The sequence below is a fragment of the Streptomyces sp. WMMC1477 genome, from assembly GCF_027460245.1.
Classification (GTDB): Bacteria; Actinomycetota; Actinomycetes; order Streptomycetales; family Streptomycetaceae; genus Streptomyces.
Window position 1 is genome coordinate 2622114 of record NZ_JAPZBD010000003.1, and the last position, 24972, is coordinate 2647085.

Genomic DNA, 24972 nt, shown 5'->3' on the forward strand with positions numbered 1-24972 from the left:
TACCACCCACCTCCGCCGCACCGGATTCCGTGCCGCCCGAGCGCCGTCGACATGGCGCCGATGCGGCCAGCCACCCGATGTCCCGCCAGGAAGGACCGCGCCACCATGGCTTCTGACGTCCGCGCACGCGCCGCCGCGCCGCCCCGGGAGGGGGAGAGCGCCGAGGGCAACGGGGCGGAGTCCGCCGAGGACCGCAGGCTGCGGCCCTGGCTGGCGGCGCTGCGCGACCTGGTGCCGATGCCGGACCGGTACCGGGAGCTGTGCGTGGGCCGGGACGAGGCGCGCGCCCTTCTCGGCTGCGCGAACGAGCTGCTCGACGAGCTGGCGGCGCACGGTCTGACCCACGCGGGCTCCGGCGAGGACCTGCGCTTCGACTACCACGACCTGGCGAACGTGGCGCTCTACTCCGGGGCCGCCACCAGCGTCCCGCTGGCCGGGCAGCGCATGATGCTCCGTTTCGCCTCGGGCAGCCCCGACACGTGGACCCCGACGCGGCACTGGACGCTGGACTGGCGGCTGCGCTGCCGTGAGCCGGAGTGTCCCGGCGGCACCTGGCGCGTCACCGTGCCCACGCCGGAGGTCTTCGGCGGCAGGCTGGACGAGCTGGAGTGCGAGCAGCCCGCCGTCCGCGAGGACGGCGATCTCGTGGTGCGCGGTGCCGCGTCGGTGCGGCTGACCGGCCGCGTCACCACCTCCGGATCGCGCTCGCGGCTGCTGTCGGCCACCGCCCGGCGGCACTTCGAGGACCTGCGGGAGGAGCTGCGCGGCACGCGCTACCGCTTCCAGTGGATGCACCCGCGGCTGCGGACGGACCGGGCCGAGACCGAGCGGCTGGGAATCATGGACTGCACGGTCTGCGCCCTGGAACTCCAGCGCCGCGCGGAGGCGGACGGGCTCACCACCCGCACCCGCCGCGGCCGGTATCTGGGCGTGCTGGACGCGGAGCACGCCTGGTGCGAGGTGCTGGACGAGGACGGCGTCTTCAAGCCCGTCGATCCGGTCTTCGCGGTCCTCTCGGAGCGGCACCGGCCGCCCCACGAGGAGTTCGACGACTTCTGTGCCGGTTCCGTCCCGAGCCGGTTCCTGCCCTGGTCCGTGCCGGCGGGCAGCCCGCTGGCCACGCACGACTGCCCCGTCGGAGACGGGTCCTGGGACAACACCTTCAGCGGCACCACAGCGAAAGGCAACGCATGAGCACCGTACGGGAAATGCTCGTCGAACTGACCGGCGTGGCGGAGTTCGGCGGGGAGATCGCGGACGACGCCGACCTCAGCGCGAGCGGCGTCGACTCGGGGGACCTGGTCCGCCTCGTCCTGCTCATCGAGGAGCGCACCGGCGTCGAGGTCACGGCGGAGGACATGGACGAGCTGTCCTCCATCTCCGACTACGAACGCCTCATCGCCACCCGCGGCGCGGCAGAGGGAGCCGCCTGATGTGGCTCACCCAGATCCTGCACCGCAACCGGCAGTGCTTCCCCGACCGCACGGCCGTCATCGACGCCGAACGCTCGGTGACCTGGGCGGAGTTCGATGACCGCACGGCACGCCTGGCCCGCGGCCTCGCCGCGCTCGGCGTCTCCCGGGGCGACCGTGTCGCCGTACTCTCCGTGGACCGGATCGAGGTGCTGGAGGCGTACTTCGCACTGGCCCGCCTCGGCGCGCTGTTCGTGCCGCTCAACCACAGCCTGACGGCCGACGAGGTGGGCGGCATGGTGCGGCGCACCGGCGTCGGCGTGATCCTCGGTGAGGCCGCGCTGCTGGAGCGCCACCCCGAGCTGCCCGTGCGGCTGCGCATCGCGGTGGACGGAGCGGAGTACGCGGAGCTGACGGCACCGGCGGCGGACGGCGAGGCGGCGGGCGCGGATGGCGGGGACGCCTTCCGGTTCCCGGACGTGGCCGACAGCGACCTCGCCGCGATCCTGCACACGTCGGCCACCACCGGGCGGGCGAAGGGCGTGACCGTCGACCACGGCTCGTTCCGCGGGATCTCGCTCGGCTGGCTGGCCTCCTCGGCGGCACCGGACGGCATGGTGCTGCTCAACTGCTGCCCGCTCTACCACGGCAGCATGACGATCAGCCTCACGTACATGGCCGCGGGCGCCACCATCGTGCTGCTGCCGGGCTTCACCCCGCAGCGGGCACTCGCGGCGGTCGAGGAGCATCGCGCCACGCACCTCTGGCTCGTCCCGCAGATGCTGCGGTTCCTGCTGCGCAGCAAGGGCGTGACGAGCACCGACCTCTCCTCCGTGCGGGAGGTGCTGTACGGGGCGGCGCCGATGCCCGTCGAGCTGTACGCGGAGGCCGCGGAGCGGCTCGGGTGCGGCTTCCGGCACGTGTACGGCATGACGGAGGTGGGCGGCCCGTTCGTCACCCTCGGCCCGGACGAGCACCCCGTGCCCGGCGACGGCCCGGAGCTGCCCGAGGTGCTGCCCGCCGGGCGGGTCATCCCCGGCATGTCGGCGCGGGTGCTCGACCCGGAGGGCGGCGAGCTGCCGCGTGGCGCCGTCGGCGAGGTCACCGTGCGCGGTCCAGGGCTGATGCGCGGCTACTGGAACAACCCGGCCGCCACCGAGGAGATCACCACCGAGGGCTGGATCCGCACCGGCGACCTCGGCTTCGTCGACGACGAGGGGCGCATCCACCTCGTCGACCGGTGCAAGGACCTGATCCTGCGCGCCGGGCAGAACGTCTACCCCGCCGAGATCGAGCGCGCGCTGCGCACCCATCCGCTGGTGCGGGACGCGGCGGTGATCGGCGTCCCGGACCCGGACTACGGCGAGGTGCCGCTCGCCTACGTCGTCACCGGGCCGGAGGGCGCCACGGACGGCGCCGGCGCCGGGAGCGGCAGCGAGGCCGGGGGACAGCGCGTCACCCGTGCCGAGCTGACGGCCCATCTCGCCGAGCGCCTGGCGCCCTACAAGCGCCCCCGGCACGTGGAGTTCATCGACGAGGTGCCCCGCAACCCCGCCGGAAAGATCCTCAAGAAGCTCCTGCGTGCCTGAACCGGAAGGAAGGCTATGACCAGCGCACCGACCCTCGACCTGCGCTATACGGCGGAGCGCACGCTCCGTGTCTCCGACGACGTCGAGCTGTACTACGAGATCCAGGGCGAGGAGGGACCGCACCTCACCCTGGTCAACAACTTCTTCATCATCGCGCCGATGTGGCGGAACTTCACCGCCGAGCTGGCGAAGCGGAACCGGGTCCTCACCTACGATCTCCGGAACCAGGGCGCTTCCTCGGTGTGCCCGGACATGACCTGGGACGATCACGTCGAGGATCTGCGCGCGCTGCTCGACGGCCTCGGCATCGAGCGCACCCACCTCGTCGGCACCTCCGCCTCCGGCTTCATCTGCAGGGACTTCGCCGCCCGCTACCCCGAGCGCGTCGACGGGCTGATCCTCACCGGCCCCTCCTGCACACCGTCCGACGGCATCCGGCGCCGCGCCACCGAGCGGGCCTGCATCAACTCCCTGGAGCTGGGCGGCACCCAGGCGCTGTGGGACCACCTGTACTCCGTCGTCTTCAGCGAGGCGGCGATGCGCGAGATGGGCGCGCCCGGCTACCTCGGCCTGCGGTCGGCCTTCACGGCCATCCACCCGCCGGACCCGATGCTCACCAACCTCAGGTGCGCCACCCAGGTCGTCGACGGTCCCGAGGAGCTGGCCCGCATCAAGCAGCCGACTCTGCTGCTGCTCGGTGACAAGGACGAGATGTGGAACGAGGCCTACGCCGAGGAGGCCGGACGCCTCATCGAGGACTCCGAGGTCGTGTGGCTGCGCGACGTCGGCCATCTCCCGTACATGGAGGACGGCGACGGCTTCCAGGCCCGCGTCCAGCGCTTCCTCGACGAGCTGGCGGCCAGGGAGGCCACCGTCGCGCCGCAGACCGGTGCCGCGCCCTCGGGGCCCGGCACTCCCGGGGCCACGTCCGCCACCGGCGGCGACGCCGCCCCGGCGCCGTCCGACGGCGATGACGACCCGCTGCTCGCCGAACTCTGCGCGCTGCTGCGCGAAGTCGTCGCCGACCGGGCCGACCTGCCCGCGACGGGGCTCGCCGAAACGCCGCTGAACAGCATCGGGCTGGAGTCCTGGGCGTTCACCCTGCTCCTCGGCCGGATCGAGGAGCGGCTCTCCGTCGAGTGGGACATGGACGTTCCGCCGGACGTCTTCGAGAGCCTGCGCACCATCGCCGACCACCTGCGCGCCGACCACGACCCCGTGCTCACCACCGCCACCCAGGAGACCGCACCGTGACCTCCACGACCGCGCCCGCGACCCACGTCATCACCGGCGCGACCGGCTTCGTCGGTGGCGCCCTCGCGCTGGAACTGCTCCAGCGGACCTCCGACCGCCTGGTGTGCCTCGTGCGCGGCGAGGACGACGCCGCCGCCACGCGCCGGCTACACGACGCCCTCGGCCACGCGGCCGAGCTGTACGGCGTCCCCGACCTGCTGCCCTCCATCCTGGAGCGGTCCCGTGCCGTCGCCGGGGACATGACGGACGACGCGCTGCCCGAGGCCGCCGACCGGTTCCGGGACGCCGCCGACGGCACCGCTCCCGGTACCGTCTGGCACGTCGCCGCCTCCCTCAAGTACGAGGACCGGCACGCCGAAGAGATCAACCTCATGAACGTGACCGGCACCCGCAACGTGCTGGCGCTCGCCAAGGCCCTCGGCCGGCCGGTGTTCAACCACGTCAGCACCGCCTACGTGGCGGGCAAGCGCACCGGCCTGATGCGGGAGGAGTTCCCCGGCGACACCGAGTCGGCCAACAACGTCTACGAGTTCACGAAGACCATCGGCGAACAGGAGGTCGCCGCCTCCGGGCTGCCGTGGCGCGTCCTGCGCCCGTCCATCGTCATCGGCCACGGCGGGACCGGAGCCGCCACCAGCTTCACCGGCATGTACGGCTTCGTCTCCTCCGTGCTGCGCTTCCGCCGCGCCGTGGAGAAGGAGTTCGGGAACCTGCTGCAGCACCGGCAGGTGCCGATCATCGCCGACCCGCAGATCGAGTGCGATCTCGTCCCCGTCGACCTGGTGGCCCGGAACGCCGTCGCCATCGGGCTCGAGGGTGCGCTGAGCACCGTCTACCACCTCAACAACGGAGGTTCGCCGACCGTCGGCGAGGTCATCGAGGAGATCTTCGAACTCACCGGACTGCGCACGCCGCGCTTCGTCTCCAACCGGGGTCTGCTGACCGCGATCGACCTGAAGCTCGACGAGGGCATCCAGTTCTACGCCTCCTACATGATCAACGGGAAGACCTTCGACCAGACGAACACCGAGTCCGTCTGCGGCGAGGGCAGCCAGCGCTTCCCCATCGACCGCGCGGAGATCCGCCGGTTCGTCCGGTGGTACCTGGACCGCATCGAGGCGGACGGCCGCAGCTCCGCGCCCGCCCGCGCCGCCTTCGCCTACCAGCCCGCCCGCCAGGAGAAGGCCGCCACCCACGGCTGAGCCCGCACCGGCCGGGCGCCGGCGGCCCACCCGTCGCCGTCGGCGCCCGGCCCCCGCACCGGCCCGCACAGCACGCCCGGCCGCCGCACACCCGGCGCAGCCCCGCCGCACACCCGGCCGGAACCGGCCGAAGGCCCGTCGCGGACCGGCCGTCACCGACCGAGACGCACCGTCTCCCGTCCCCTCCCGGAGAGGAGACCGCACATGCCCCTGCCCGACGATCTGCCGAAGCCCGGGAAGCTGTTCTCGCTCGGCCTGATCACCCAGCAGGCCGCCAAGCGGTACCCCGAGTCGCTGTTCTACCTCGACCGGCCCTTCGACGTCGCACCCGAGCTGGGCCTGCGTCCGACCTACCAGCAGGTCGCCGAACTCGTGGAGGAGTACGCCGCACGGCTGTACGCCGCGGGGGTGCGCCCCGGCGACACCGTCGCCGTCTTCAAGAGCCACAACGCCGACATCCTCTTCCTCGCCTGCGCCATCGGGCGCGTCGGCGCCGTGCCCGCCATGCTCGCGCCCTTCCTGGAGTGGCCGACCGTGGTGACGATGATGAGCCGGCTGAAGCCCGCCCACTTCCTCACCGACCCGGACACCCGGGCCCGCGCCGGAGAGCACTTCGACGCGCTGCGCGCCCACGCTCCGTCCGTGCTGCTCACCCACGGCGAGGCCGCCGGCCTGCCCGCCGTGTCCCGGACCGCACCGGGCGAGGCCCCGCCCTACCCGGACCTCCCGGAAGACATGCCGGCGCTGATCACGCACACCTCCGGCACCACCGGCGTGCCCAAACTCGTCGCCGCCGCGCGCCGCGGCACTCAGCTGCCCATCAACACCCAGGCGCAGATGGCGAAGCTGCTGCGCTACCGCGAGACGTTCGCCATGTGCATCTCCTTCGTGCACGCGCGCACCTACGCGGCCCTGGCCACCGCCCTCCAGCTCGGCATCGGCATCGCGCCGCTGGCCGACGCCGACGTGGACAGCGTGCGCGAGGTGCTCTCGGAGTGCCGGCCGGGGTGCGTGGAGGCCCACCCCAACATGTACATGCACTGGGAGGAGCTGGCCGGCATCCCCGACGGCCCCTTCGAGCGGGTGCGCATCTTCATGAGCACCTTCGACGCCATCCACCCGCGCAGCATCCGCGCGCTGCTCGGGGCGAGCAAGCGGCGCCTCCCGCTGTTCATCCAGTCCTACGGGCAGACCGAGACCGGCCCGGTCACCATGCGCATCTACACCCGACGCAACCTCCGCAAGGCGGACGGCCGCTGCGTCGGCTTCGTCTTCCCCGGTATGACGCGGGCCCGCATCCGGCCCCGCCCGCAGGACAAGGGCACCCGCAACGGCTACATCCAGGCCAGGTCCTCCGGCGTCGCCCTCACCTACGTCGGCCAGCAGGAGCTGTACGACGAGCGGTCCGAGGACGGCTGGTGGAACCTCCAGGACATCGGCTACCGCACCCGCTGGGGCTGTGTGCACCTGCTGGACCGGGAGTTCGACCAGACGGACGAGCTGGAGAGCCTGCTCTCCGCCGAGGACACCGTCCTGGAGGCCATGACGGAGCTGACCGAGGCCGTCTTCGTCCGCGTCGGCGAGACCATGCGGCCCGTCGTCTGCACCCGCCGGGACCGGCCGCTGGACCTCGCCGCCTGGAAGGCGGCCGTCGCGGACCTGCCCCCGCTGCCCGACCCCGTGCACGTCGCCTGGGAGCACATGCCGCACACCGCCACCTGGAAGGTGAAGCGGAACGTGCTCGCCGCGGGGCTCACCGACGGCTCGATCCCCGCGCTGAACGGGGTGCTGAACTGAGATGACGACCCATCCGCTGCCCGTCCCGCTGCCCCGCGAGTGGACCACGGACGCGGGGGTGCGGATCGAGTGCGTCCGCACCCCCGTCGACGGCGCGTCCGCCATGCGGGAACTGGAGGACGCGCTGGACACCCGCAGGGGCGCCGTCCTCCGCTCCGACTACGAGTCCCCCGACCGCTACCGGCGGCACGCCGTCGGCTACACCGATCCCCCCGTCGAGATCGTGGTGCGCGGGCTGCGCACGGTCGAGGTGCGGGCGCTCAACGCACGCGGCGAGGTGCTGCTGCCCGTCCTGCGCGCGGCGGCCCGGCGCCCCCTGCGCGACATCGCCGGCCTCGGCGGCCCCGGCGACACCCCGGGCTTCACCGGACAGGTGCGCACGACACCCGGCCAGGACCTGCTCAGCGAGGAGGACCGGCCGCGGCGGCCCGGCGCCTTCGACTTCGTCCGCGCCGTACGCGACGCCTTCTCCGGCCCCGCGGGCGACTTCCTCGGGCTGTACGGCGCCTTCGGCTACGACCTCGTGCTCGCCTTCGACCCCGTGCCGCCGCGGCAGAGCGGGCGCTCCGTGCGGGACCGCGATCTGGTGCTGCATCTCCCGGACGCCGTGACCGTCACCGATCCGGTGGCGGGCACCGCCTGGCGGCACACCTACGAGTTCACGGCGGAGGGCCGCGGCACCCACGGACTGCCGCGGCTGACGCCCGCAGCCCCGTTCCGGATGTGGGGGGAGCACCCGGCGGACGGGAACGGCCCGGTAGCGGACGGCGGGCACGGCTCCGACCACGCACCCGGCGAGTACGCGGACCTGGTGCGCACCGCCCGGGAACGGTTCCGGGCCGGCGACCTGTTCGAGGTGGTGCCCAGCCGCACCTTCGACCGGCCCGTGCGCTGCCTGCCCTCGGACCTGTTCCGGGCCCTGCGCACCCGCAACCCGTCGCCGTACCAGATGCTGATGAACCTCGGCGAGGGCGAGCATCTGGTCGGCACCTCACCGGAGATGTTCGTCCGGGTCCACCCCCGCCCGACGGCCGACGGCACCGGCTGGCGCGTCGAGTCGGCCCCCATCAGCGGCACCGCCGCCCGGGGCCGGGACGCGCTGGAGGACGCCGAACAGGTCAAGGCGCTGCTCGCCTCCGAGAAGGAGGAGGCGGAGCTGACCATGTGCACGGACGTGGACCGCAACGACAAGTCACGCGTGTGCGAGCCCGGTTCCGTCCGCGTCATCGGACGGCGTCAGCTGGAGATGTACGCGACCCTCATCCACACCGTCGACCACGTCGAGGGGGTGCTGCGGCACGGACGCGACGCGCTGGACGCCTTCCTCAGCCACATGTGGGCCGTGACCGTCACCGGCGCGCCCAAGCACGCGGCGATCGCCTTCCTGGAGGAGCACGAGCGCTCCCCGCGCCGCTGGTACGGCGGTGCCGTCGGCCGGGTCGGCTTCGACGGGAGCCTCGACACCGGGCTCACGCTGCGCACGGTGCAGCTCCGTGACGGCCGCGCCCGGGTCCGCACCGGGGCCACGCTGCTGTACGAGTCGGTTCCCGAGGCCGAGGAGCGGGAAACCGAGCTGAAGGCGCTGGCGCTACTTGAGGTGCTCGGCACCACCGCCGTCGACGGAGCCGCCCCCGGGGCGGCCACCGCACCGGACACCCTGCCCGGCGGGACCGCCCGCCGGAGCCCGGCCGGGACGCGCCGCACCGCCGCCGCAGCGGGCGCGGACGGCTCCGGGTACCGGCCCCGGGTGCTGCTCGTGGACCACCAGGACTCCTTCGTGCACACCCTGGCCGCGTATCTCCGGCAGGCCGGTGCCCGGGTCTCGACCTACCGCAGCGGCTTCGACCCCTCCCTCGTGGAGGACGTCGCTCCCGATCTGCTGGTCCTGTCGCCCGGCCCCGGCCGGCCCGAGGACCACGACACCGCCCGCACTCTGCGTCTCGCCGAGGACCGCGGCATCCCGGTGTTCGGCGTCTGTCTCGGGATGCAGGCCATCGTGGAGCACCTCGGCGGGCGGCTCGCCGTACTGGACCGCCCGTTCCACGGCAGGTCCTCGACGGTCTCGCTCGTGGACGACGGCGGGGCACTGCTGCGCGGCCTGCCGCCACGGTTCTCCGTCGGCCGGTACCACTCGCTGATCGCCGACGCCACGACCCTGCCGCCCGAGCTGCGGGTGACCGCCCGCTGCCCGGACGGCGCGGCGATGGCCCTCGAGCATCACACCCGGCCGCTCGCGGGCGTGCAGTTCCACCCCGAGTCCCTGATGACGCAGTTCGACGACCACGGACAGACGCTGATCGGCAATGTCCTGGCCCGGCTCGCCCGGCGGCCCCAGCCCGCCGGCAGCGCGCCCGCGCCCGATGGAGAGAGGTTTGGCAACCATGACTGACACCGCTGCCCCGGTCCGGCGGACCTGGACGGCTCCCGGTGAGCTGCACCCGGACGACCGCCGCGAGTTCAGCGCGATGCTCCGGTACTGCCTGGACGGCACCGGCGAGGGCCGGATCAGCCTGGAGGCCGTGCCCAGCATCGAGTTCGACGCCGACGACGACGGGCACGCCGACCGCGTCGAGCGGCTGCTCGGCGAGGCGTTCCGCCGGTTCGCGGGCGCCGCGCAGCGGCCCGCGCGCACCCGTCTGGACCGTTGGGACCTGGCGGCCCGGCCCTCGGGGCCCGCCCCCACCGGGCCGCTCGGCGACACTCCCGCGGACGGCCGCATCGGCCCGGGGCTGTTCGTCAGCGGCCCCCGGAACGCCCTGCTGATCCGGGCCCTGGAACGGCTGCTGGGGCAGACCGCCGCGCGGCTCGGCGCCGACGAGTACACGGTGCCCGCGCTGCTGCCCTGGTCCACGCTGGAGAAGGCGGGCTACACCGGCAACTTCCCGCAGCACATCACCGCCGCCGGTATCGTACGCCCCGACCTGGACGCACTCGACCGCTTCGGCACGGCCACCGATCTGCCCGGCCGTGCGGCGGAACTGGAGTTCGGCCCGGTCGCGTTGGCGCCCGCCGTGTGCATGGGGCTCTTCGAACGGTTCCAGGGCGCTCGGCTGGAGGAGCCGCTGACCGTCACGGCGACCGGCCAGTGCAGCCGCTACGAGGGCAAGGCCGTCGCGGACACCTCGCCGACCCGCCGCTGGTCGTTCAGCATGCGCGAGATCGTGTACATCGGTGACCGGCCGAGCGCCCGGGCCTTCCACGCACAGACGCTGGACGAGCTGATCGCCCTCGCCGAGGGCCTGGGTCTGCCCTGCAAGGTGCAGCCCGCCTCGGACCCGTTCTTCACCAAGGCCCGCCCGCAGATGGCCCAGTATCAGGCGGCCATGGACGTCAAGTACGAGCTGGTGGGCCGGATGGCCGGGGACGGCTCGGGTGTCGCGATCTCCTCGCTCAACTACCACAACCAGCACTTCGGCAAGGGCTTCGACATCGCTTTCGGCGGGCAGCCGGGCTTCTCCGTCTGCTGGGCCTTCGGGCTGGAGCGCTGGGCCGAGTGGCTGGGCGGCTACCTCGGCGACGACCCGTCCGACTGGCCCGACGCCCTGCGCGAGCAGTGCTGAACGGCCTGAACGGCGCCGCCGCCGTCGGACCGGCGAAGCCATGGTCCGACGACGGCTCGGGCGTGCTGCGGGCGCTGCGCGCACTGCGCCCGGCCGTCGAGGCCGCCCCGCCCGGCCTGGGCGGGGCGGAGCCAGGCCACCCCGGGTCCGGCCGCCCGGGGCCCGGCGCGCCCCGGGTCACGCTGGGTCTCGCCGGGGCGGCCGAGCCGGGGCTACGCCCCGCCGGCCCGGCCGAGGACCGGCTGTGGGCCGCCCTGCCGCGGGCCAGGGCCGCGGAGTTCCTCGCGGGCCGGGCCGCCGCGCGGCGGGCCCTGAACCGGGCCGGGTGGCCCGGCGGCGACACCATCGAGCTCCCCCGCGCGGCCGACGGCGTCCGGCCCCGGCTGCCCGACGGCGCGGTCGGGTCGATCTCCCACTCCGGTGGTGTCGCCGTCGCGCTGGCCGCCCCGGCCGAGCACTGCGCCGCGCTCGGCGTGGACCTGGAGCGCCGTCCGATGCCCCCGGCGGCGGGCCGCCTCGTGCTCCGGGGCGAGGAACTGCGCTGTCTCACCTCGGAACACGGGGACGGAACGGACCCGGCGTCCGAGCCCCGGCTGCGGGAGCTCTTCTCCGCGAAGGAGTCCGCGTTCAAGGCGCTGTACGGACTGATCCCGCCGCCCCTGCGTCCCACCACACTGCTCGGGATAGCGATCCGGCCCGTCCCCGGCGGCTTCCACGCCTGGGCCCACCGCGCGCCGGAGCCGGTGCTCCACGTCCACACCCGCTGGGCGGAGGACGCCGTCCTGACCTGGACCGCGGTCCCGCGGGAACACGGTCCGGATCAGGCCGGGACAGCCGGAGTTCAGCGCCAGGCGTCCTGAAAGCTGCGCCGGGCGCGGTGCAGCCGGGACCGCACCGTGCCGACCGGCAACGACAGCACCCGGGCCGTCTCCCGCTCCTCCAGCCCGTAGACCGCCCGCAGGGTGAGGACGTCCCGCTGGTGCGAGGGCAGCCGCTCCAGCACGTCGGCGATCGCGACGCCGAGCGAGGGATCCGCCGAACACGGCCGGTCGACCAGCTCGGCCGTCGGGGCCTGTCCCGCGCGTCGCGCGGTGCGCGCGGCCTCCCGCACCGTCACGGCACGCACCCAGCCGTAGAAGGCCGCGGGCTCCTTGAGGGTGTGCAGACCACGGAACACGGCCAGCAGCGACTCCTGGACCGCCTCGGCCCGGTGCCCGGACTCGACCGAGGAGCACAGGCGCCGCACGAACGGCGTGATGTGCAACAGGAGATCGTTCAGCGCGCGGCGGTCCCCCGCCTGCGCGCCCAGTATCAGCTTGGTGACGGACTGGGCCGTACCTGTCTCGTTCATTCCCCCGCCTTGCCTGTCCGATTTACCTCTGGTGAACCGCAGGGGGTATATGCATGGCGGCCGGATTCCCGACCCACCGCACAGCCCCCCGTACCCCTCACGCTAGTGAGGGCGAATGACGCGATGGATAACTCGCCGTGGCTGGATTCGGCCATGGCGCGTTCTCGCCAGACGCACCGACGACACCTCCCGGGTGCCGGAACGGTTGCGATCGTCACAACTTCCTTGCATTCACGGGGGCATGGCTCACAAACCCGAGCGTTCCAGGGGCCGCTGCCGTACTCTGAGCCCGCACACGACGAGTTCAGCGACACCGCTTCACAGCACATTCAACGGGGGATTGCACTGTGAGACAGGTTGAAGCCGGCACGGAAGCCAGAGTGTCCGAGGCCTCACGGCTCGCGGTTTACATGGAGCTACGAGACCGGGGGGACTCCCACCCGGAGGAACTGACGAAGAGTTTCGGCCTGTCCCCTGCCGAGGCGACCGCGACCTGGGACTCCCTCCGACGGCTGGGACTGGTCAACTGGCCGGAAGGGGTGGACGACCGCGTCGTCCCGGTGAATCCGGAGTTCGCGCTGATGCGCATGCTCCGTCGGCAGCAGGACATCACGCGCCGCAGCCTGGAGGAGTCGCGGCGGCTCCACGAGGCGATGGAGTCCCTGCTGGAGGTCTACCTTCCGGCGGCCGGCACCTCGCGCTCCCGCGTCGAGGTCACCGCGCTCAGCAGCAGCGACGAGATGGTGCAGGCGCTGTACGACGTCGCCGACTCGGTACGCTCCACCCTGCGCACCGCCTACACGGAGAGTGTGCTGCCCGCCCGGGTACGCCGCCGGCTCGCCCCGCTCCGGCAGCGGATGTTCGACCGTGACGTCCGGATCCACTCCATCCGGCTCCGCCGCGAGATCGGATCACCCGCCGTTCAAGACGACTTCGACCAGCTCTCGGCGGCGGGCGTGGACCTGCGGATCGCTTCGGTCATCCCGCTCAACGTGATGATCATCGACTCCGACTTCGCCGTGCTGCCCGCCCCGGACGAGGAGGAACCGCTCAGCCGCCCGCTCGTCATCCGCGGCGCACCGCTCGTGGCCGCGTTCTCCGCGGTGTTCGAGCACACCTGGCGCGAAGCGGCCCCCTACACCCCGGAGGCGGGTCTTCCCCCGTCCGGGCTGTCCGACGAACACCACGTCCTGGCACGACTGCTGGCCGACGGCATGAAGGACGAGGCCATCGCGCGCACCCTCGGGGTGTCACCGCGCACCGCGAGCCGATTGATCGCCGACCTGATGCAACGGCTCGGCGCCACCAGCCGCTTCGCGGCCGGTGCCCGCGCCGCCCATCACGGGATGCTGCCGGTCACGCCCCGCCCCCGGCACCTCACCCAGCTGCCGGAGCCACGCCAGGCGCCGGGGCACGGCACCGGCGCCCCCTCAACGGCCGACCGCCCCCTCTTCCGCTCCGCCCAGGCGTAGCCCGACCCGACCTCGCGCCCGGAGAGCCTCGGGCCCTCCGGGCCAACCGGTCACCGCCCCGGCGCCGCCGAACAGCCGAGGGACGGCCGCGCCGCGGCCAGGAAATCCTGGTACAGCTCCTCCTTCGGCTTCAGCCGCGTCTCGGCAAGCTTCTGACCCTGCTTCATCTCAGGCGCCGGGTCATCGGCCCGGACGGCCCCGAAGGCCATGATCGCCAGATACTCCTTCCCGGCACACGTCACCAGCTCCGCCCGGGTGTTCTCGTTGTCGCGATGCGTTGCGCGGTCATACCTGTCGAGGGCCTGCTGGTGTGTGGTGAGAACGAACGCGACGGCGGACTCGGGCTGCTCGCCATCGAGTTCCCGGCCCACGACACAGCTCCAACTGTCTGAGGCGCTGCCCACCACTGTCTGTTCCAGTTCCAGGCCGCTGTCCACAGGCCGGGTCGCGACAAATCCAGGCAGTGTGCAGTGGTCTTCGTTCGGGAGAAACTCTGGCGAAGGGTTATCCGGAACCTCGCCAGTCAACCGGAAGTCCTCCGTGCCGCAGCCGCCAAGATCTGCCATGGTGGAGGCGTAGGCCATAAGAGCTTTTGCCATGTCCTGGCGCGTCCGCATACTGGGGCCACCCGGGTAGGTTGCTCTCTGCAACTCGAGCGTCACCTGTACGGGTTCGCCCTTCGTTGGAAACGCCTTCGAGCACTCATCAGGCAGCAGAACCACACCACGCCTCAGCTCCGTCCAACCGCTGAGGCCGGGCCCGATAGGGGTCGTCCCGCTGTACCAATTGGCGTCCATAGATTTTGGCCGGTACGGACCAAAATCCCAGGCCACGGAAGCCTCGAACTCTGCGATAGTCCCGTCGGGGAGAGTCAGTGCACAACGGGAGAGGTCTCCTCGCTCCACGTGGGACGGATAGTCGGAGCCACCCGTGGGGCCGACATACTCCGTCCAGGAGGGCTTTCCTTCGAAGGGATCACCAGTACCAAGAGGGAGAACAGCTTCTTCCGTCAGGTAGCCCGCACACCATTCCGGTTCCGGCTCTTCGCCGCCCGTCGCCCAATAAACGACCCCTCCGGCCACAACGCAGAGTGACGCAACAAGGAGGCCGATGACCAGGAGCCGACGCACAAGCGGCCGCCGGGGCGCTCCTTTGTCGCTCACACCCGCCCCCCGGTGGAACCTTCCGAATCGCCTATACCAAAGGCATAAGCGGAGGAAGATTCGTCAAGAATGATCTGCTGGAACGGCTTCTTTTCGTTGCTCATCTCCTCCACGCTCAGGCCGACCTGCCTCCCGCGCTCCTTGAATAGTTCCTCAAGACGCGGATACCCTTCTTCCCGATAATAAGAGATCAACTCACCCCTAGTCCTGTCAGCAAGTTCATTGTTCAAATTCTCGGCATGCTGACCAGCCGCGATATCGATCAGGCGCTGGAGGGAGTCACCGACGATCGGGATTGCCGTCACCGGAGCACCGGCAGCGTGATAGGTATAAGTCTTGCTCCAGTTGTTCACAGATATCTGAGCGTCCCGGTCAGAGCCGAGGACGTCGGCCCGGATATAATCGAGAGCCCCCATAGTCCGCCCCCCCTTCTCGGCCACCGCAATCACGTCAGCGTTCCCTGTTCTCAGGTCTTGAGCATCGAGCGCCGAAACGTTGCCTACGATGACTTCCATCTGGGAGTCGTGGACTGTACGGAAGGCAGCCCCGTCTTCCGCCACTCCTCGGATGAATTGCTGCATCTCCTGGCGGTCAACATCCACACCGTTCATGTCAGAGGGGAAGCTGCCGAGCCTGCCGAGAATGTCGTTGACGTCCTGCGGGTAGAAGGCGAGGGCGTTGGCGAAGTTCTGGCGCATGTTCTCGGGGATGGCGCCCTTGTCGACCTTCGCGGCCTCCGCGTATTCCGTGACGACGTGCTCCAGCACCCGGATCTCGGCGGGGCTGTGCCTGGCGAAGTCCTCCGCCCCCTCGGTGCCGGGGGCATTGCCGGTCATCGCGGCTTCGAGAGCCGCGCCGAAGCCTGTACGTGCATCTTCGTCGGGTACGTCAGGCCCCACGTGCGAGTACTTGCCGCCCGGCTTGCTGGTCTCCACGATGTCCCAGTCGCGCTTGTTCTCCAAGTAGTCCAGGCGGTCCCTGCCGTCCTCGGAAGCCGGGTCGAAGTAGGCTGTCGCGGCCTCTGGGTCCCTGCTCATGATCCCGAGCACGCCGTCGAGGGGATCGTTCTTGAACCAGCCACTCCCTGAATCGTCGAACGTGCCGTCCTTCTGTTGTTCCCCTGCGAACCTTCTCGACATGTCCCAGATGTCGGGTTCCCCGCCCTTGCTCTTGTCCTCGGCTGCTCGGATGTCATCGGCAAGGTCGTGTAGGAACTGCTGGTCGTAACCGCTGCCCCGGTCCATGAGCGTCACGAGACTCTGGTAGCCGAGGACGTCGTCCTCCTGCCAGCGCATCATGTCGGTGTCGTACTTCTTTACGCCCGCTTCACGCAGGTCGGAACGCCACTGCTCGTAGAACCTCTTGTCCGCCGCCGTGTCCTTGCCGTCGACTGTTGTCGCGGTGCGCAGGACGTTGGCCAGATGCGTATCGAGGGCTAGGTGTCGCTTCTTGTTTCCCGTGTCGTCGTGGTAAGCCCGGTCAGCCAGTTCGTTGTGCACGCGGATCGTGCCCTCGGGTCCGCCCAGGGAGGTGAGGAGAGTGCGGCTGAACTCCGGGTCGTTCTCGTTGGCCACCATGATGCGGTTGAGCTCCGCGCGCTCCTTGTCGCTGAGCTTCTCGCCGTCCTGGATCTTGTCGTACAGCTCGCCAGCCCGGCCCGCGCGCGTCTCGCCGATGTCGCCCTTGAGCGAGCTGTTGAAGCCGCCGTTGAAGGCCGAAAGATCTCCCCCTTCGGACATCAGGGCCTTCTTGATGTTGGCGTCGGCCGTCTGCACCGCCTCGACCGCCTTGGCTATCTTCCCGTTCCAGAGGTCTTCGCGGGCAGTGCGCAGGCGGTCGTCCTTGCTGTACTCCTCCTGGTGCTCCGGGGGGACCTTGTCGAAGTCGATCGTGCACCGGCCGTCGGGGCTGACGTTCAGCCAGGACTGTTGGGCGTCCTCCGCGGTGTCGATGACGGCCTGGCGCAGTGGCTTGAGGATCTCGTAGGCGTCCTGGAGCGTCCCACCGACGGCCTTGGCCTCGTCGCGGGCGGCGGCGTACTCGCCCTGGGTGATCGTGGCCTGGTTGAGGAAGACGTTGGCGCCCTGGCCGGACCAGGCGCGGGTCGTGTCCGCCCAGACGGCGTCGTGGACGTGGTCGCGGTAGTTGTCGTGCAGCTCGCCGAACCGTTTCCCCATGTTCTTCCACGCCGTCGCGGCATCGTGGAGGGAGGACAGGTCGGTACTGATGATCTTCTCGTAGTCAACGGGCATGTCCGCCGCTCTTCCTCACAGGTCCGCGATGGGGCTGGTCGCGCGGGGCGCGGCGTAGGGCGGTCTCCAGCGGTTGTCGCCGGCCGCCCCGGCCTCCAGTTCGGGCGTGATGAGGCCGCGGAGCGCGGACTCCGTCTCCAGCTCGTTGTTCGAGAAGAGGATTCCGGTGTTGCGCAGGCCTTGCAGCTCCGCCTCGATGCGGCCCTTGAGCTGCCGGAGGGCCGTCTCCCACTCGTCCCTGCGGTGGGTGAGGCCGGCTTCCAGGTCCCAGCCCCGCAGCGCGCCCGGACTGATCGCACTCGGCACGTTGGGGTCGCCCGTCATGGCGTTGTTGTCCGTATCGGCCATGACGCCGGCCTTGTTGGTGTCCGGGCCGAGGTGCTTCTCGACGTACTCGGCCGCGGCCTTCTGCTGCGGAACCGACCACCCCACGTCGGGCCCGACGGGCCCCAGCGGGCCGGTCGAGCCGTCGAGTTGGTTGAGCCGCGTGCCGTTCCTGTCGGACATCCGTACCCCCGTCGATCCATGCCGCGGCGGCACGCGAGGCGCCACACAGCTTCGAGCATAGCCAGGGCAGCGGCGAAGGCTACAACACACGGTCCTTGAGAACGGGGAACTCCGACCGACAACACGACTTCGACCAGTCCGGGCTGTCCGACGAACACCACGTCCTGGCACGACTGCTGGCCGACGGCATGAAGGACGAGGCCATCGCGCGCACCCTCGGGGTGTCACCGCGCACCGCGAGCCGATTGATCGCCGACCTGATGCAACGGCTCGGCGCCACCAGCCGCTTCGCGGCCGGTGCCCGCGCCGCCCATCACGGGATGCTGCCGGTCACGCCCCGCCCCCGGCACCTCACCCAGGTGCCGGAGCCACGCCAGGCGCCGGGGCACGGCACCGGCGCCCCCTCGACGGCCGACCGCCCCCTCTTCCGCTCCGCCCAGGCGTAGCCCGACCCGACCTCGCGCCCGGAGAGCCTCGGGCCCTCCGGGCCGGCCGGTCACCGCCCCGGCGCCGCCGGACAGCCGAGGGAGGTCTTCGCGGCGGCCAGAAAATCCTGGTACAGCTCCTCCTTCGACTTCAACCGCGTCTCGGCAAGCTTCTGACCCTGCTCCATGTGCGGTGACGGGTCCTCGGCGTCCTCGGCACCGAATACCAAGATCGCCAGATACTCCTTCCCGGCACACGTCACCAGCTCCGCCCGGGTGTTCTCGTTGTCGCGGTGCGTGGCGGGGTCGTACCTGTCGAGGGCCTGCTGGTGGGTGGAGAGGGCGAACGCGACGGCGGGCTGAGGCTCTTCGCCGTCGAGTTCCCGTCCCACCACACAGCTCCAGCTGTCCCCGGCGCTGCCCACGACCGTCTGCTCCAACGCCGGGCCGCTGTCCTGAGGCCGGGGCACGATGAATCCGGGCAGCGCACAGTGGTCGCCGTCGGGGAGGGGCTGCGGCGACGGCTTCTCCGGAGCGTCGCCGGTCAACCGGAAGTCCTTCGCGCCGCACCCCTCGAGCTCGGCCATGGTCGAGGCGTACGAGACCAGCGCCTTCGCCAGATCCGACTGCGGAGGCGCGGGCAGGTTGCCCCAGTACGCCTGCCGCAGCTTGAGGGCCACCTGAACGGGTTCTCCTTGGGAGGGGAACTTCTCGGCACACGCGTCGGGAAGCAGTACCACGCCGTACCCCTGCTCCGTCCAGCCGCTGACGCCGGAGCCGAGGGGGGTGGCATCGTTGTACCAGTTGGCGCCGATCGGTGCCGGTCGATACGGGCCCTCCTCCCATGCCGTCGAGGTCCTGAACTCCGCGACGTCCCCGTTAGGCAGGGAGACGCCACAGCGGGAGAGATCTCCCCGTTCCTTGGCGGCCGGGTACTTGGAGCCACCGGTGGCATCCACGTAGGTGGTCCAGGAAGGTTCGTAGTCGCCTGGGTCCCCTCCGGCTAGGAGGGAGATGGCTTCGCGTTTCAAGTAGCCCTCGCAGTGCTTCTGCACCGGCTCTTCCTCGCCCATGGCCCAGTAGGCGCCGCCACCGATCACGGCGCCGAGCGAGACGAGGACGACGGCTATGACGGGGAGCCGGGTCAGCGGGTGCCGCCGGGACTTGTCGGAGTCGCTCAATCCCGGTCCCCCGTCGAACCCTCGGAGTCGTGGATGGCCGACGAGTAGTTAGTGGAGGCCCTCTCCAGGATCTCCTCCTGAAACTGCGCGTCGCGCATGTCCTTATTGCTCAGGCCCTGCTCTTCGGCCTGGGCCGTGAACATTTCCTCCAGGCGGGGGTAGCCCTTGTCTCGGTAGTAGTCGATGAGATCCTCCGTGGTCTTGTCCGTGATCTCATTGTTGAGGTTCTCCGCGTGCTGCCCGGCGCCGATGTCGATGAGGCGCTGAATCGTGTCCCCGAGGATCGGGGTTCCAGTCACCAAGGCGCCGGCGGCATGGTATTGGTACGTCTTGTTCTAGTTGTTCTGGCTGATCTGGTCGTCCCGGTGCGAACCGAGCACGTCAGCGCGGATGTGGTCGAGGGCCCCCATGACCTGGCCACTCTCGCGGGCCACTTCTCTCGCGCCCTAGCTGCCTGTTCGGAGGTCCTCCCCGCTGAGTGCGTGGACGTCCCCGGCGATGACCTCCATCTGGGAGTCATGGATGGTGCGGAACGCGGTGCCGTCCTCGGCAACGCCTCGGATGAACTGGTTCATCGTGGAGCGGTCGATCTCGATGTCGTTCATCTCGGTGGGCAGGTTGCCGCGCACGCCGAGGACATCGTGGACGTCCTGCGGGTAGAAGGCGAGGGCGTTGGCGAAGTTCTGACGCATGTTCTCGGGGATGGCGCTCTTGTCGATCTTCGCGGCCTCCGCGTATTCCGTGACGACGTGCTCCAGAACCCGGATCTCGGCGGGGCTGTGTTTGGCGAAGTCCTCCGACCCCTCGGTGCCGGGGACGTTGCCGGTCATCGCGGCTTCCAGGGCGGCGCCGAAGCCGGTACGGATGTCGGTGTCGGTCTTGTCGTCACCGGACATCTCCCCGTTGTGAAGCTGCTTGTACGTGTCGACGACGTTCCAGTCGCGGTCGTGTTCCAGGTAGTGGAGGCCGGTCCTTGCCCGCTTCGGTTCCGGGGTCGAGGTAGGCGGTCGCGGCAGCCGGGTCCTTGCTCATGATACCGAGCACGCCGTCGAGGGGGTCGTTGGCGAACCAGCCCTTGCCGCTGTCGTCGAACGTGCCGTCCTTCTGCTGCTCGCCCGTGAAGGTTCCTCGCAGGTCCCAGATGTCCTTGTCCCCGCCCTTGTCCTCGTCCTCGACCGCGCGGATGTCGTCGGCGAGGTCGTGGAGGAATTGGTCGTCGTAGCCGCTGCCCTGCTGCATGAGCGTGACCAGACTCTGGTAGCCGCAGACGTCCTGCGGCTTGTCGTAGTCGGTCTCCGTGAGGTCGACCCTGTACTCCTTGACGCCGGCTTCCTTGAGGTCGGCGCGCCACTGCTCGTAGAACCTCTTGTCCGCCGCCGTGTCCTTGCCGTCGACCGTGGTGGCGGTGCGCAGGACGTTGGCGAGGTGGCCGTCCAGCGCGAGGTGTCGCTTCTTGTTACCCGTGTCGTCGACGTAAGCCCGCTCGGCGAGCTCGTTGTGCACGCGGATCGTGCCCTCGGGTCCGCCCAGGGAGGTGAGGAGGGTGCGGCTGAACTCCGGGTCGTTCTCGTTGGCCACCATGATGCGGTTGAGCTCCGTACTCGGCCGCGGCCTTCTGCTGCGGAACCGACCACCCCACGTCGGGCCCGACGTGCCCCAGCGGGCCGGTCGAGCCGTCGAGTTGGTTGAGCCGCGTGCCGTTCCTGTCGGACATCCGTACCCTCGTCGATCCATGCCGCGGCGGCGCGCGAGGCGCCACACAGCTTCGAGCATAGCCAGGGGAGCGGCGAAAGCTACAGCACACGGTCCTTGAGAACGGGGAACTCCGACCGACAACACGACTTCGACCAGCTCTCGGCGGCGGGCGTGGACCTGCGGATCGCTTCGGTCATCCCGCTCAACGTGATGATCATCGACTCCGACTTCGCCGTGCTGCCCGCCCCGGACGAGGAGGAACCGCTCAGCCGCCCGCTCGTCATCCGCGGCGCACCGCTCGTGGCCGCGTTCTCCGCGGTGTTCGAGCACACCTGGCGCGAAGCGGCCCCCTACACCCCGGAGGCGGGTCTTCCCCCGTCCGGGCTGTCCGACGAACACCACGTCCTGGCACGACTGCTGGCCGACGGCATGAAGGACGAGGCCATCGCGCGCACCCTCGGGGTGTCACCGCGCACCGCGAGCCGATTGATCGCCGACCTGATGCAACGGCTCGGCGCCACCAGCCGCTTCGCGGCCGGTGCCCGCGCCGCCCATCACGGGATGCTGCCGGTCACGCCCCGCCCCCGGCACCTCACCCAGCTGCCGGAGCCACGCCAGGCGCCGGGGCACGGCACCGGCGCCCCCTCAACGGCCGACCGCCCCCTCTTCCGCTCCGCCCAGGCGTAGCCCGACCCGACCTCGCGCCCGGAGAGCCTCGGGCCCTCCGGGCCAACCGGTCACCGCCCCGGCGCCGCCGAACAGCCGAGGGAGGTCTTCGCGGCGGCCAGGAAATCCTGGTACAGCTCCTCCTTCGGCTTCAGCCGCGTCTCGGCAAGCTTCTGACCCTGCTCCATGTGCGGTGGCGGGTCCTCGGCGTCCTCGGCACCGAATACCAAGATCGCCAGGTACTCCTTCCCGGCACAGGTCACCAGCTCCGCCCGGGTGTTCTCGTTGTCGCGATGCGTTGCGCGGTCATACCGCTCGATGATCTGCTGGTGTGTGGTGAGAACGAACGCGGCGGCGGCCTGGGGCTCCTCGCCGTCTAGCTCGCGGCCCACAACACAGCTCCAACTGTCCCCGGCGCTGCCCACAACCGCCTGGTCCAGCGCCGGCCCCGCACTCTGCGGCCGCGTCGCGACGAATCCGGGGAGTCCGCAGCCGTCCCTGTCCGGGAGAGACTCCGGCGATGCCGCCTCCGGAACGACACCGGACAACCGGAAGCCCTTGGTGCCGCACCCCTTGAGCTCGGCCATGGTCGAGGCGTAGGAGACGAGCGCTCCCGCGAGTTCGGGGCGCGATGGCGCTGGTACGTCGCCGATGTAAGCGTGCCGCAACTTGAGCGTCACCTGCACCGGCTTCCCCTGTGAGGGGAACTTCTTCGTACACGCGTCGGGCAGGAGTACCGCACCACGCCCTCGCTCCGTCCAGCCACCGAGGGCCGATCCCAGGGGAGCGGCGTGGCCGTACCAACTCGCGTCCAGAGGAGCCGATTGATACGGACCGACATCCCAGACGGTGGAAGTCGTGAACTCCGCGATGTCACCGTTGGGCAGGATCACGCCGCAGCGCGACAGGTCTCCGAGGACCTCGGCAGCATGGGACTCGAAGGCACCCGAGTCGTCCACGTACTGCGTCCAGGACGGGTCATCGTCTACCTCCTTCCCCCCGGCGAGGAAGGAGATCGCCTCGTCGGTCAGGTAACCCTGGCAGGCATGCGGCTCCGGGGCGGCCTCGTCCCGCGTCGCCCAGAGGAGAACGCCGCCAATCGAGGCGCACACCAAAGCCAGGGCGAGGATGATCACAACGGCCCGTCGGTTCGTCCGTCGCTCCGGATCGCTCACTCCTGCACTCCCGTCGAACCCTCTGCGTCGTCGATACCGAACGAATAGCCGTCGGAGGCCTCGCCCAAGACCTGATTCTGGAACGGTTCCTTGCGCATGTCCGGAGTATCCAGTCCCACTTGGTCGGCACGCTCGACGAACATCTGTTCCAGTCGAGGGTATCCATTCTTCGAATAGTGAGCGATCAGTTCTTCGGTGGTCTTGTCCGTGACCTCGTTGTTGAGGTTCTCCGCGTGCTGGCCGGCGCCGATGTCGATGAGGCGCTGGATGGTGTCGCCAAGGATCGGAGTGCCGGTCACCAGCGCTCCGGCGGCGTGGTACTGGTACGTCTTGTTCCAGTTGTTCCGGTTGATCTCGTCGTCCCGGTCCGAGCCGAGGACGTCGGCGCGGATGTGGTCCAACGCGCCCATGACCTGGCCGCCCTCCCGGGCCACCTTCCCCGCGTCAGCGCTCCCCTTCTCAAAGTCCTCCGCGCCGAGCGAGTGGACGTCCCCGGCGATGACCTCCATCTGGGAGTCGTGAATCGTGCGGAAGGCGGTGCCGTCCTCGGCGACGCCGCGGATGAACTGGTTCATCGTGAGTCGGTCGATGTCGACGTCGTTCATCTCCGACGGCAGATTGCCGCGCATACCGAGAATGTCGTTGACGTCCTGCGGGTAGAAGGCGAGGGCGTTGGCGAAGTTCTGGCGCATGTTCTCGGGGATGGCGCCCTTGTCGACCTTCGCGGCCTCCGCGTATTCCGTGACGACGTGCTCCAGCACCCGGATCTCGGCGGGGCTGTGCCTGGCGAAGTCCTCCGAGCCCTCGGTGCCGGGAACGTTGCCGGTCATCGCGGCCTCCAGGGCGGCGCCGAAGCCGGTACGGGTGTCGGCGTCCTCGATGTCGGGGCCGCCGGGGATCTCGTGGGTCTTGCCATAGCCCTTGGACGTGTCGACGTTCTCCCAGTCACGGTCGTGCTCCAGATACTGGAGGCGGTCCTTGCCCGCCTCGGTACCGGGATCGAGGTAGGCGGTCGCGGCACCCGGGTCCTTGCTCATGATCCCGAGCACACCGTCGAGGGGGTCGTTCGCGAACCAGCCCTTGCGGCTGTCGTCGAACGTTCCGTCCTTCTGCTGCTCACCCGCGAAGGTGCCCCGCAGGTCCCAGATGTCCTTGTCCCCGCCCTTGTCCTCGTCCTCCGCGGCGCGGATGTCGTCAGCGAGGTCGTGGAGGAACTGATCGTCGTAGCCGCCGCCCTGCTGCATGAGGGTGACGATGCTCTGGTAGCCACGGACGTCCTGGGCGTCGGTGTGGTCGTAGTCCGTGAAGTCGACCTCGTACTTCTTGACACCGGCCTCCTTGAGGTCCTCGCGCCACTGCTCGTAGAACCTCTTGTCCGCAGCCGTGTCCTTGCCGTCGACGGTGGTGGCGGTGCGCAGGACGTTGGCCAGGTGGGCGTCGAGCGTGAGGTGGCGCTTCTTGTTGCCGGTGTCGTCGGCGTAAGCCCGCTCGGCGAGCTCGTTGTGCACGCGGATCGTGCCCTCGGGTCCGCCCAGGGAGGTGAGGAGGGTGCGGCTGAACTCCGGGTCGTTCTCGTTGGCCACCATGATGCGGTTGAGCTCCGCGCGCTCCTTGTCGCTGAGCTTCTCGCCGTCCTGGATCTTGTCGTACAGCTCGCCAGCCCGGCCCGCGCGCGTCTCGCCGATGTCGCCCTTGAGCGAGCTGTTGAAGCCGCCGTTGAAGGCCGAAAGATCTCCCCCTTCGGACATCAGGGCCTTCTTGATGTTGGCGTCGGCCGTCTGCACCGCCTCGACCGCCTTGGCTATCTTCCCGTTCCAGAGGTCTTCGCGGGCAGTGCGCAGGGTGGCGTCGTGGCGGTACTGCTGCTGGTACTCCGCCGGGACCTTGTCGAAGTCGATGGCGCAGCGGCCCTCGGGGCTGACGTTCAGCCAGGACTGTTCGGCGTCCTCCGCGGTGTCGATGACGGCCTGGCGCAGTGGCTTGAGGATCTCGTAGGCGTCCTGGAGCATCCCACCGACGGCCTTGGCCTCGTCGCGGGCGGCGGCGTACTCGCCCTGGGTGATCGTGGCCTGGTTGAGGAAGACGTTGGCGCCCTGGCCGGACCAGGCGCGGGTCGTGTCCGCCCAGACGGCGTCGTGGACGTGGTCGCGGTAGTTGTCGTGCAGCTCGCCGAACCGTTTCCCCATGTTCTTCCACGCCGTCGCGGCATCGTGGAGGGAGGACAGGTCGGTACTGATGATCTTCTCGTAGTCAACGGGCATGTCCGCCGCT

General features: G+C 70.3%; 22 protein-coding genes. 12 read left to right on the plus strand and 10 right to left on the minus strand.

Annotated features, from left to right (window positions below; translation table 11 throughout):
• The first annotated feature begins 105 nt into the window (after positions 1 to 105).
• The 9 genes from O7609_RS12065 to O7609_RS12105 all read left to right on the plus strand — a co-directional run bounded on the left by O7609_RS12065 (position 106) and on the right by O7609_RS12105 (position 11674).
• Entirely contained in the window at positions 106 to 1194 is a 1089-nt protein-coding gene (locus O7609_RS12065; protein ID WP_269736930.1) for a hypothetical protein, read from the plus strand.
• The gene (locus O7609_RS12070; RefSeq protein ID WP_269736929.1) at positions 1191 to 1433 is read left to right on the plus strand and encodes an acyl carrier protein; all 243 of its coding nucleotides are present in this window, start codon (positions 1191 to 1193) and stop codon (positions 1431 to 1433) included. The genes O7609_RS12065 and O7609_RS12070 overlap by 4 nt, the downstream gene beginning before the upstream one ends.
• Positions 1433 to 3001 carry a class I adenylate-forming enzyme family protein gene (locus tag O7609_RS12075; protein WP_269736928.1) on the plus strand — a complete coding sequence of 523 codons (1569 nt, stop codon included), beginning with the start codon at positions 1433 to 1435 and terminating at the stop codon, positions 2999 to 3001. The genes O7609_RS12070 and O7609_RS12075 overlap by 1 nt, the downstream gene beginning before the upstream one ends.
• Positions 3002 to 3016: 15 nt before the next feature.
• Complete coding sequence (locus O7609_RS12080) at positions 3017 to 4255, plus strand: alpha/beta fold hydrolase (RefSeq protein ID WP_269736927.1); 1239 nt, start codon at positions 3017 to 3019, stop codon at positions 4253 to 4255.
• Positions 4252 to 5457 carry an SDR family oxidoreductase gene (locus tag O7609_RS12085; protein ID WP_269743571.1) on the plus strand — a complete coding sequence of 402 codons (1206 nt, stop codon included), beginning with the start codon at positions 4252 to 4254 and terminating at the stop codon, positions 5455 to 5457. Before O7609_RS12080 ends, O7609_RS12085 begins: the two co-directional genes overlap by 4 nt.
• A gap of 204 nt (positions 5458 to 5661) precedes the next feature.
• Positions 5662 to 7254, plus strand: a complete 1593-nt coding sequence (locus O7609_RS12090; protein WP_269736925.1) for an AMP-binding protein — start codon at positions 5662 to 5664, stop codon at positions 7252 to 7254.
• Between the two features lies 1 nt (position 7255).
• Positions 7256 to 9643 carry an anthranilate synthase component I gene (locus O7609_RS12095; RefSeq protein ID WP_269743572.1) on the plus strand — a complete coding sequence of 796 codons (2388 nt, stop codon included), beginning with the start codon at positions 7256 to 7258 and terminating at the stop codon, positions 9641 to 9643.
• On the plus strand, positions 9636 to 10814 hold the full coding sequence (locus tag O7609_RS12100; RefSeq protein ID WP_269743573.1) for a hypothetical protein: 1179 nt from the start codon (positions 9636 to 9638) through the stop codon (positions 10812 to 10814). Before O7609_RS12095 ends, O7609_RS12100 begins: the two co-directional genes overlap by 8 nt.
• The gene (locus tag O7609_RS12105; protein WP_269736922.1) at positions 10808 to 11674 is read left to right on the plus strand and encodes a 4'-phosphopantetheinyl transferase superfamily protein; all 867 of its coding nucleotides are present in this window, start codon (positions 10808 to 10810) and stop codon (positions 11672 to 11674) included. Before O7609_RS12100 ends, O7609_RS12105 begins: the two co-directional genes overlap by 7 nt.
• Here O7609_RS12105 and O7609_RS12110 read toward each other — a convergent pair.
• The gene (locus O7609_RS12110; protein ID WP_269736921.1) at positions 11656 to 12165 is read right to left on the minus strand and encodes an RNA polymerase sigma factor; all 510 of its coding nucleotides are present in this window, start codon (positions 12163 to 12165) and stop codon (positions 11656 to 11658) included. The genes O7609_RS12105 and O7609_RS12110 overlap by 19 nt on opposite strands.
• Positions 12166 to 12575: 410 nt before the next feature.
• On the opposite strand from O7609_RS12110, the gene O7609_RS12115 reads away from it, so the two are divergent.
• A complete protein-coding gene (locus O7609_RS12115) occupies positions 12576 to 13637 on the plus strand; it encodes a helix-turn-helix transcriptional regulator (protein WP_269736920.1) in 1062 nt (353 codons plus the stop codon).
• Positions 13638 to 13687: 50 nt separating this feature from the next.
• Here O7609_RS12115 and O7609_RS12120 read toward each other — a convergent pair whose 3' ends face one another.
• The 3 genes from O7609_RS12120 to O7609_RS12130 all read right to left on the minus strand — a co-directional run bounded on the left by O7609_RS12120 (position 13688) and on the right by O7609_RS12130 (position 17559).
• Positions 13688 to 14359, minus strand: coding sequence for a hypothetical protein (locus tag O7609_RS12120; protein ID WP_269743574.1), 672 nt, complete (start codon positions 14357 to 14359; stop codon positions 13688 to 13690).
• Positions 14360 to 14796: 437 nt separating this feature from the next.
• Positions 14797 to 17052: a DUF6571 family protein gene (locus O7609_RS12125; RefSeq protein WP_269743575.1), complete on the minus strand. Its 2256-nt coding sequence runs from the start codon at positions 17050 to 17052 to the stop codon at positions 14797 to 14799.
• Positions 17053 to 17067: 15 nt separating this feature from the next.
• Positions 17068 to 17559, minus strand: a complete 492-nt coding sequence (locus O7609_RS12130; protein WP_269732916.1) for a hypothetical protein — start codon at positions 17557 to 17559, stop codon at positions 17068 to 17070.
• Positions 17560 to 17654: 95 nt separating this feature from the next.
• On the opposite strand from O7609_RS12130, the gene O7609_RS12135 reads away from it, so the two are divergent.
• Complete coding sequence (locus tag O7609_RS12135; protein ID WP_269743576.1) at positions 17655 to 18005, plus strand: helix-turn-helix domain-containing protein; 351 nt, start codon at positions 17655 to 17657, stop codon at positions 18003 to 18005.
• Positions 18006 to 18055: 50 nt separating this feature from the next.
• Here O7609_RS12135 and O7609_RS12140 read toward each other — a convergent pair whose 3' ends face one another.
• The 4 genes from O7609_RS12140 to O7609_RS12155 all read right to left on the minus strand — a co-directional run bounded on the left by O7609_RS12140 (position 18056) and on the right by O7609_RS12155 (position 20746).
• Positions 18056 to 19165 carry a hypothetical protein gene (locus O7609_RS12140; RefSeq protein WP_269743577.1) on the minus strand — a complete coding sequence of 370 codons (1110 nt, stop codon included), beginning with the start codon at positions 19163 to 19165 and terminating at the stop codon, positions 18056 to 18058.
• A complete protein-coding gene (locus tag O7609_RS12145) occupies positions 19162 to 19467 on the minus strand; it encodes a hypothetical protein (protein WP_269743578.1) in 306 nt (101 codons plus the stop codon). Before O7609_RS12145 ends, O7609_RS12140 begins: the two co-directional genes overlap by 4 nt.
• A 144-nt stretch (positions 19468 to 19611) precedes the next feature.
• Positions 19612 to 20061 (minus strand): hypothetical protein, encoded by a 450-nt coding sequence (locus O7609_RS12150; protein ID WP_269743579.1) that lies wholly within the window; start codon positions 20059 to 20061, stop codon positions 19612 to 19614.
• Positions 20051 to 20746 (minus strand): DUF6571 family protein, encoded by a 696-nt coding sequence (locus tag O7609_RS12155; RefSeq protein ID WP_269743580.1) that lies wholly within the window; start codon positions 20744 to 20746, stop codon positions 20051 to 20053. The genes O7609_RS12150 and O7609_RS12155 overlap by 11 nt, the downstream gene beginning before the upstream one ends.
• A 228-nt stretch (positions 20747 to 20974) precedes the next feature.
• Between O7609_RS12155 and O7609_RS12160 the strand changes: the two genes are divergently transcribed.
• Positions 20975 to 21547 (plus strand): helix-turn-helix transcriptional regulator, encoded by a 573-nt coding sequence (locus tag O7609_RS12160; RefSeq protein WP_269743581.1) that lies wholly within the window; start codon positions 20975 to 20977, stop codon positions 21545 to 21547.
• Between the two features lie 50 nt (positions 21548 to 21597).
• On the opposite strand, the gene O7609_RS12165 is transcribed toward O7609_RS12160, so the two are convergent.
• The gene (locus O7609_RS12165; protein ID WP_269743582.1) at positions 21598 to 22701 is read right to left on the minus strand and encodes a hypothetical protein; all 1104 of its coding nucleotides are present in this window, start codon (positions 22699 to 22701) and stop codon (positions 21598 to 21600) included.
• On the minus strand, positions 22698 to 24962 hold the full coding sequence (locus O7609_RS12170) for a DUF6571 family protein (RefSeq protein ID WP_269743583.1): 2265 nt from the start codon (positions 24960 to 24962) through the stop codon (positions 22698 to 22700). The genes O7609_RS12165 and O7609_RS12170 overlap by 4 nt, the downstream gene beginning before the upstream one ends.
• Positions 24963 to 24972 lie beyond the last annotated feature (10 nt).

Excerpts from the sequence above, each read along its gene's own strand:
- O7609_RS12100 (WP_269743573.1), top strand. The coding sequence starts at position 9,636 with ATGACTGACACCGCTGCCCCGGTCCGGCGGACCTGGACGGCTCCCGGT.
- O7609_RS12110 (WP_269736921.1), bottom strand. The coding sequence starts at position 12,165 with ATGAACGAGACAGGTACGGCCCAGTCCGTCACCAAGCTGATACTGGGC.
- O7609_RS12130 (WP_269732916.1), bottom strand. The coding sequence starts at position 17,559 with ATGTCCGACAGGAACGGCACGCGGCTCAACCAACTCGACGGCTCGACC.
- O7609_RS12155 (WP_269743580.1), bottom strand. The coding sequence starts at position 20,746 with ATGGTGGCCAACGAGAACGACCCGGAGTTCAGCCGCACCCTCCTCACC.
- O7609_RS12075 (WP_269736928.1), top strand. The coding sequence starts at position 1,433 with ATGTGGCTCACCCAGATCCTGCACCGCAACCGGCAGTGCTTCCCCGAC.
- O7609_RS12095 (WP_269743572.1), top strand. The coding sequence starts at position 7,256 with ATGACGACCCATCCGCTGCCCGTCCCGCTGCCCCGCGAGTGGACCACG.
- O7609_RS12070 (WP_269736929.1), top strand. The coding sequence starts at position 1,191 with ATGAGCACCGTACGGGAAATGCTCGTCGAACTGACCGGCGTGGCGGAG.
- O7609_RS12150 (WP_269743579.1), bottom strand. The coding sequence starts at position 20,061 with ATGTCCGGTGACGACAAGACCGACACCGACATCCGTACCGGCTTCGGC.
- O7609_RS12115 (WP_269736920.1), top strand. The coding sequence starts at position 12,576 with ATGGAGCTACGAGACCGGGGGGACTCCCACCCGGAGGAACTGACGAAG.
- O7609_RS12090 (WP_269736925.1), top strand. The coding sequence starts at position 5,662 with ATGCCCCTGCCCGACGATCTGCCGAAGCCCGGGAAGCTGTTCTCGCTC.
- O7609_RS12065 (WP_269736930.1), top strand. The coding sequence starts at position 106 with ATGGCTTCTGACGTCCGCGCACGCGCCGCCGCGCCGCCCCGGGAGGGG.
- O7609_RS12080 (WP_269736927.1), top strand. The coding sequence starts at position 3,017 with ATGACCAGCGCACCGACCCTCGACCTGCGCTATACGGCGGAGCGCACG.
- O7609_RS12170 (WP_269743583.1), bottom strand. The coding sequence starts at position 24,962 with ATGCCCGTTGACTACGAGAAGATCATCAGTACCGACCTGTCCTCCCTC.
- O7609_RS12125 (WP_269743575.1), bottom strand. The coding sequence starts at position 17,052 with ATGCCCGTTGACTACGAGAAGATCATCAGTACCGACCTGTCCTCCCTC.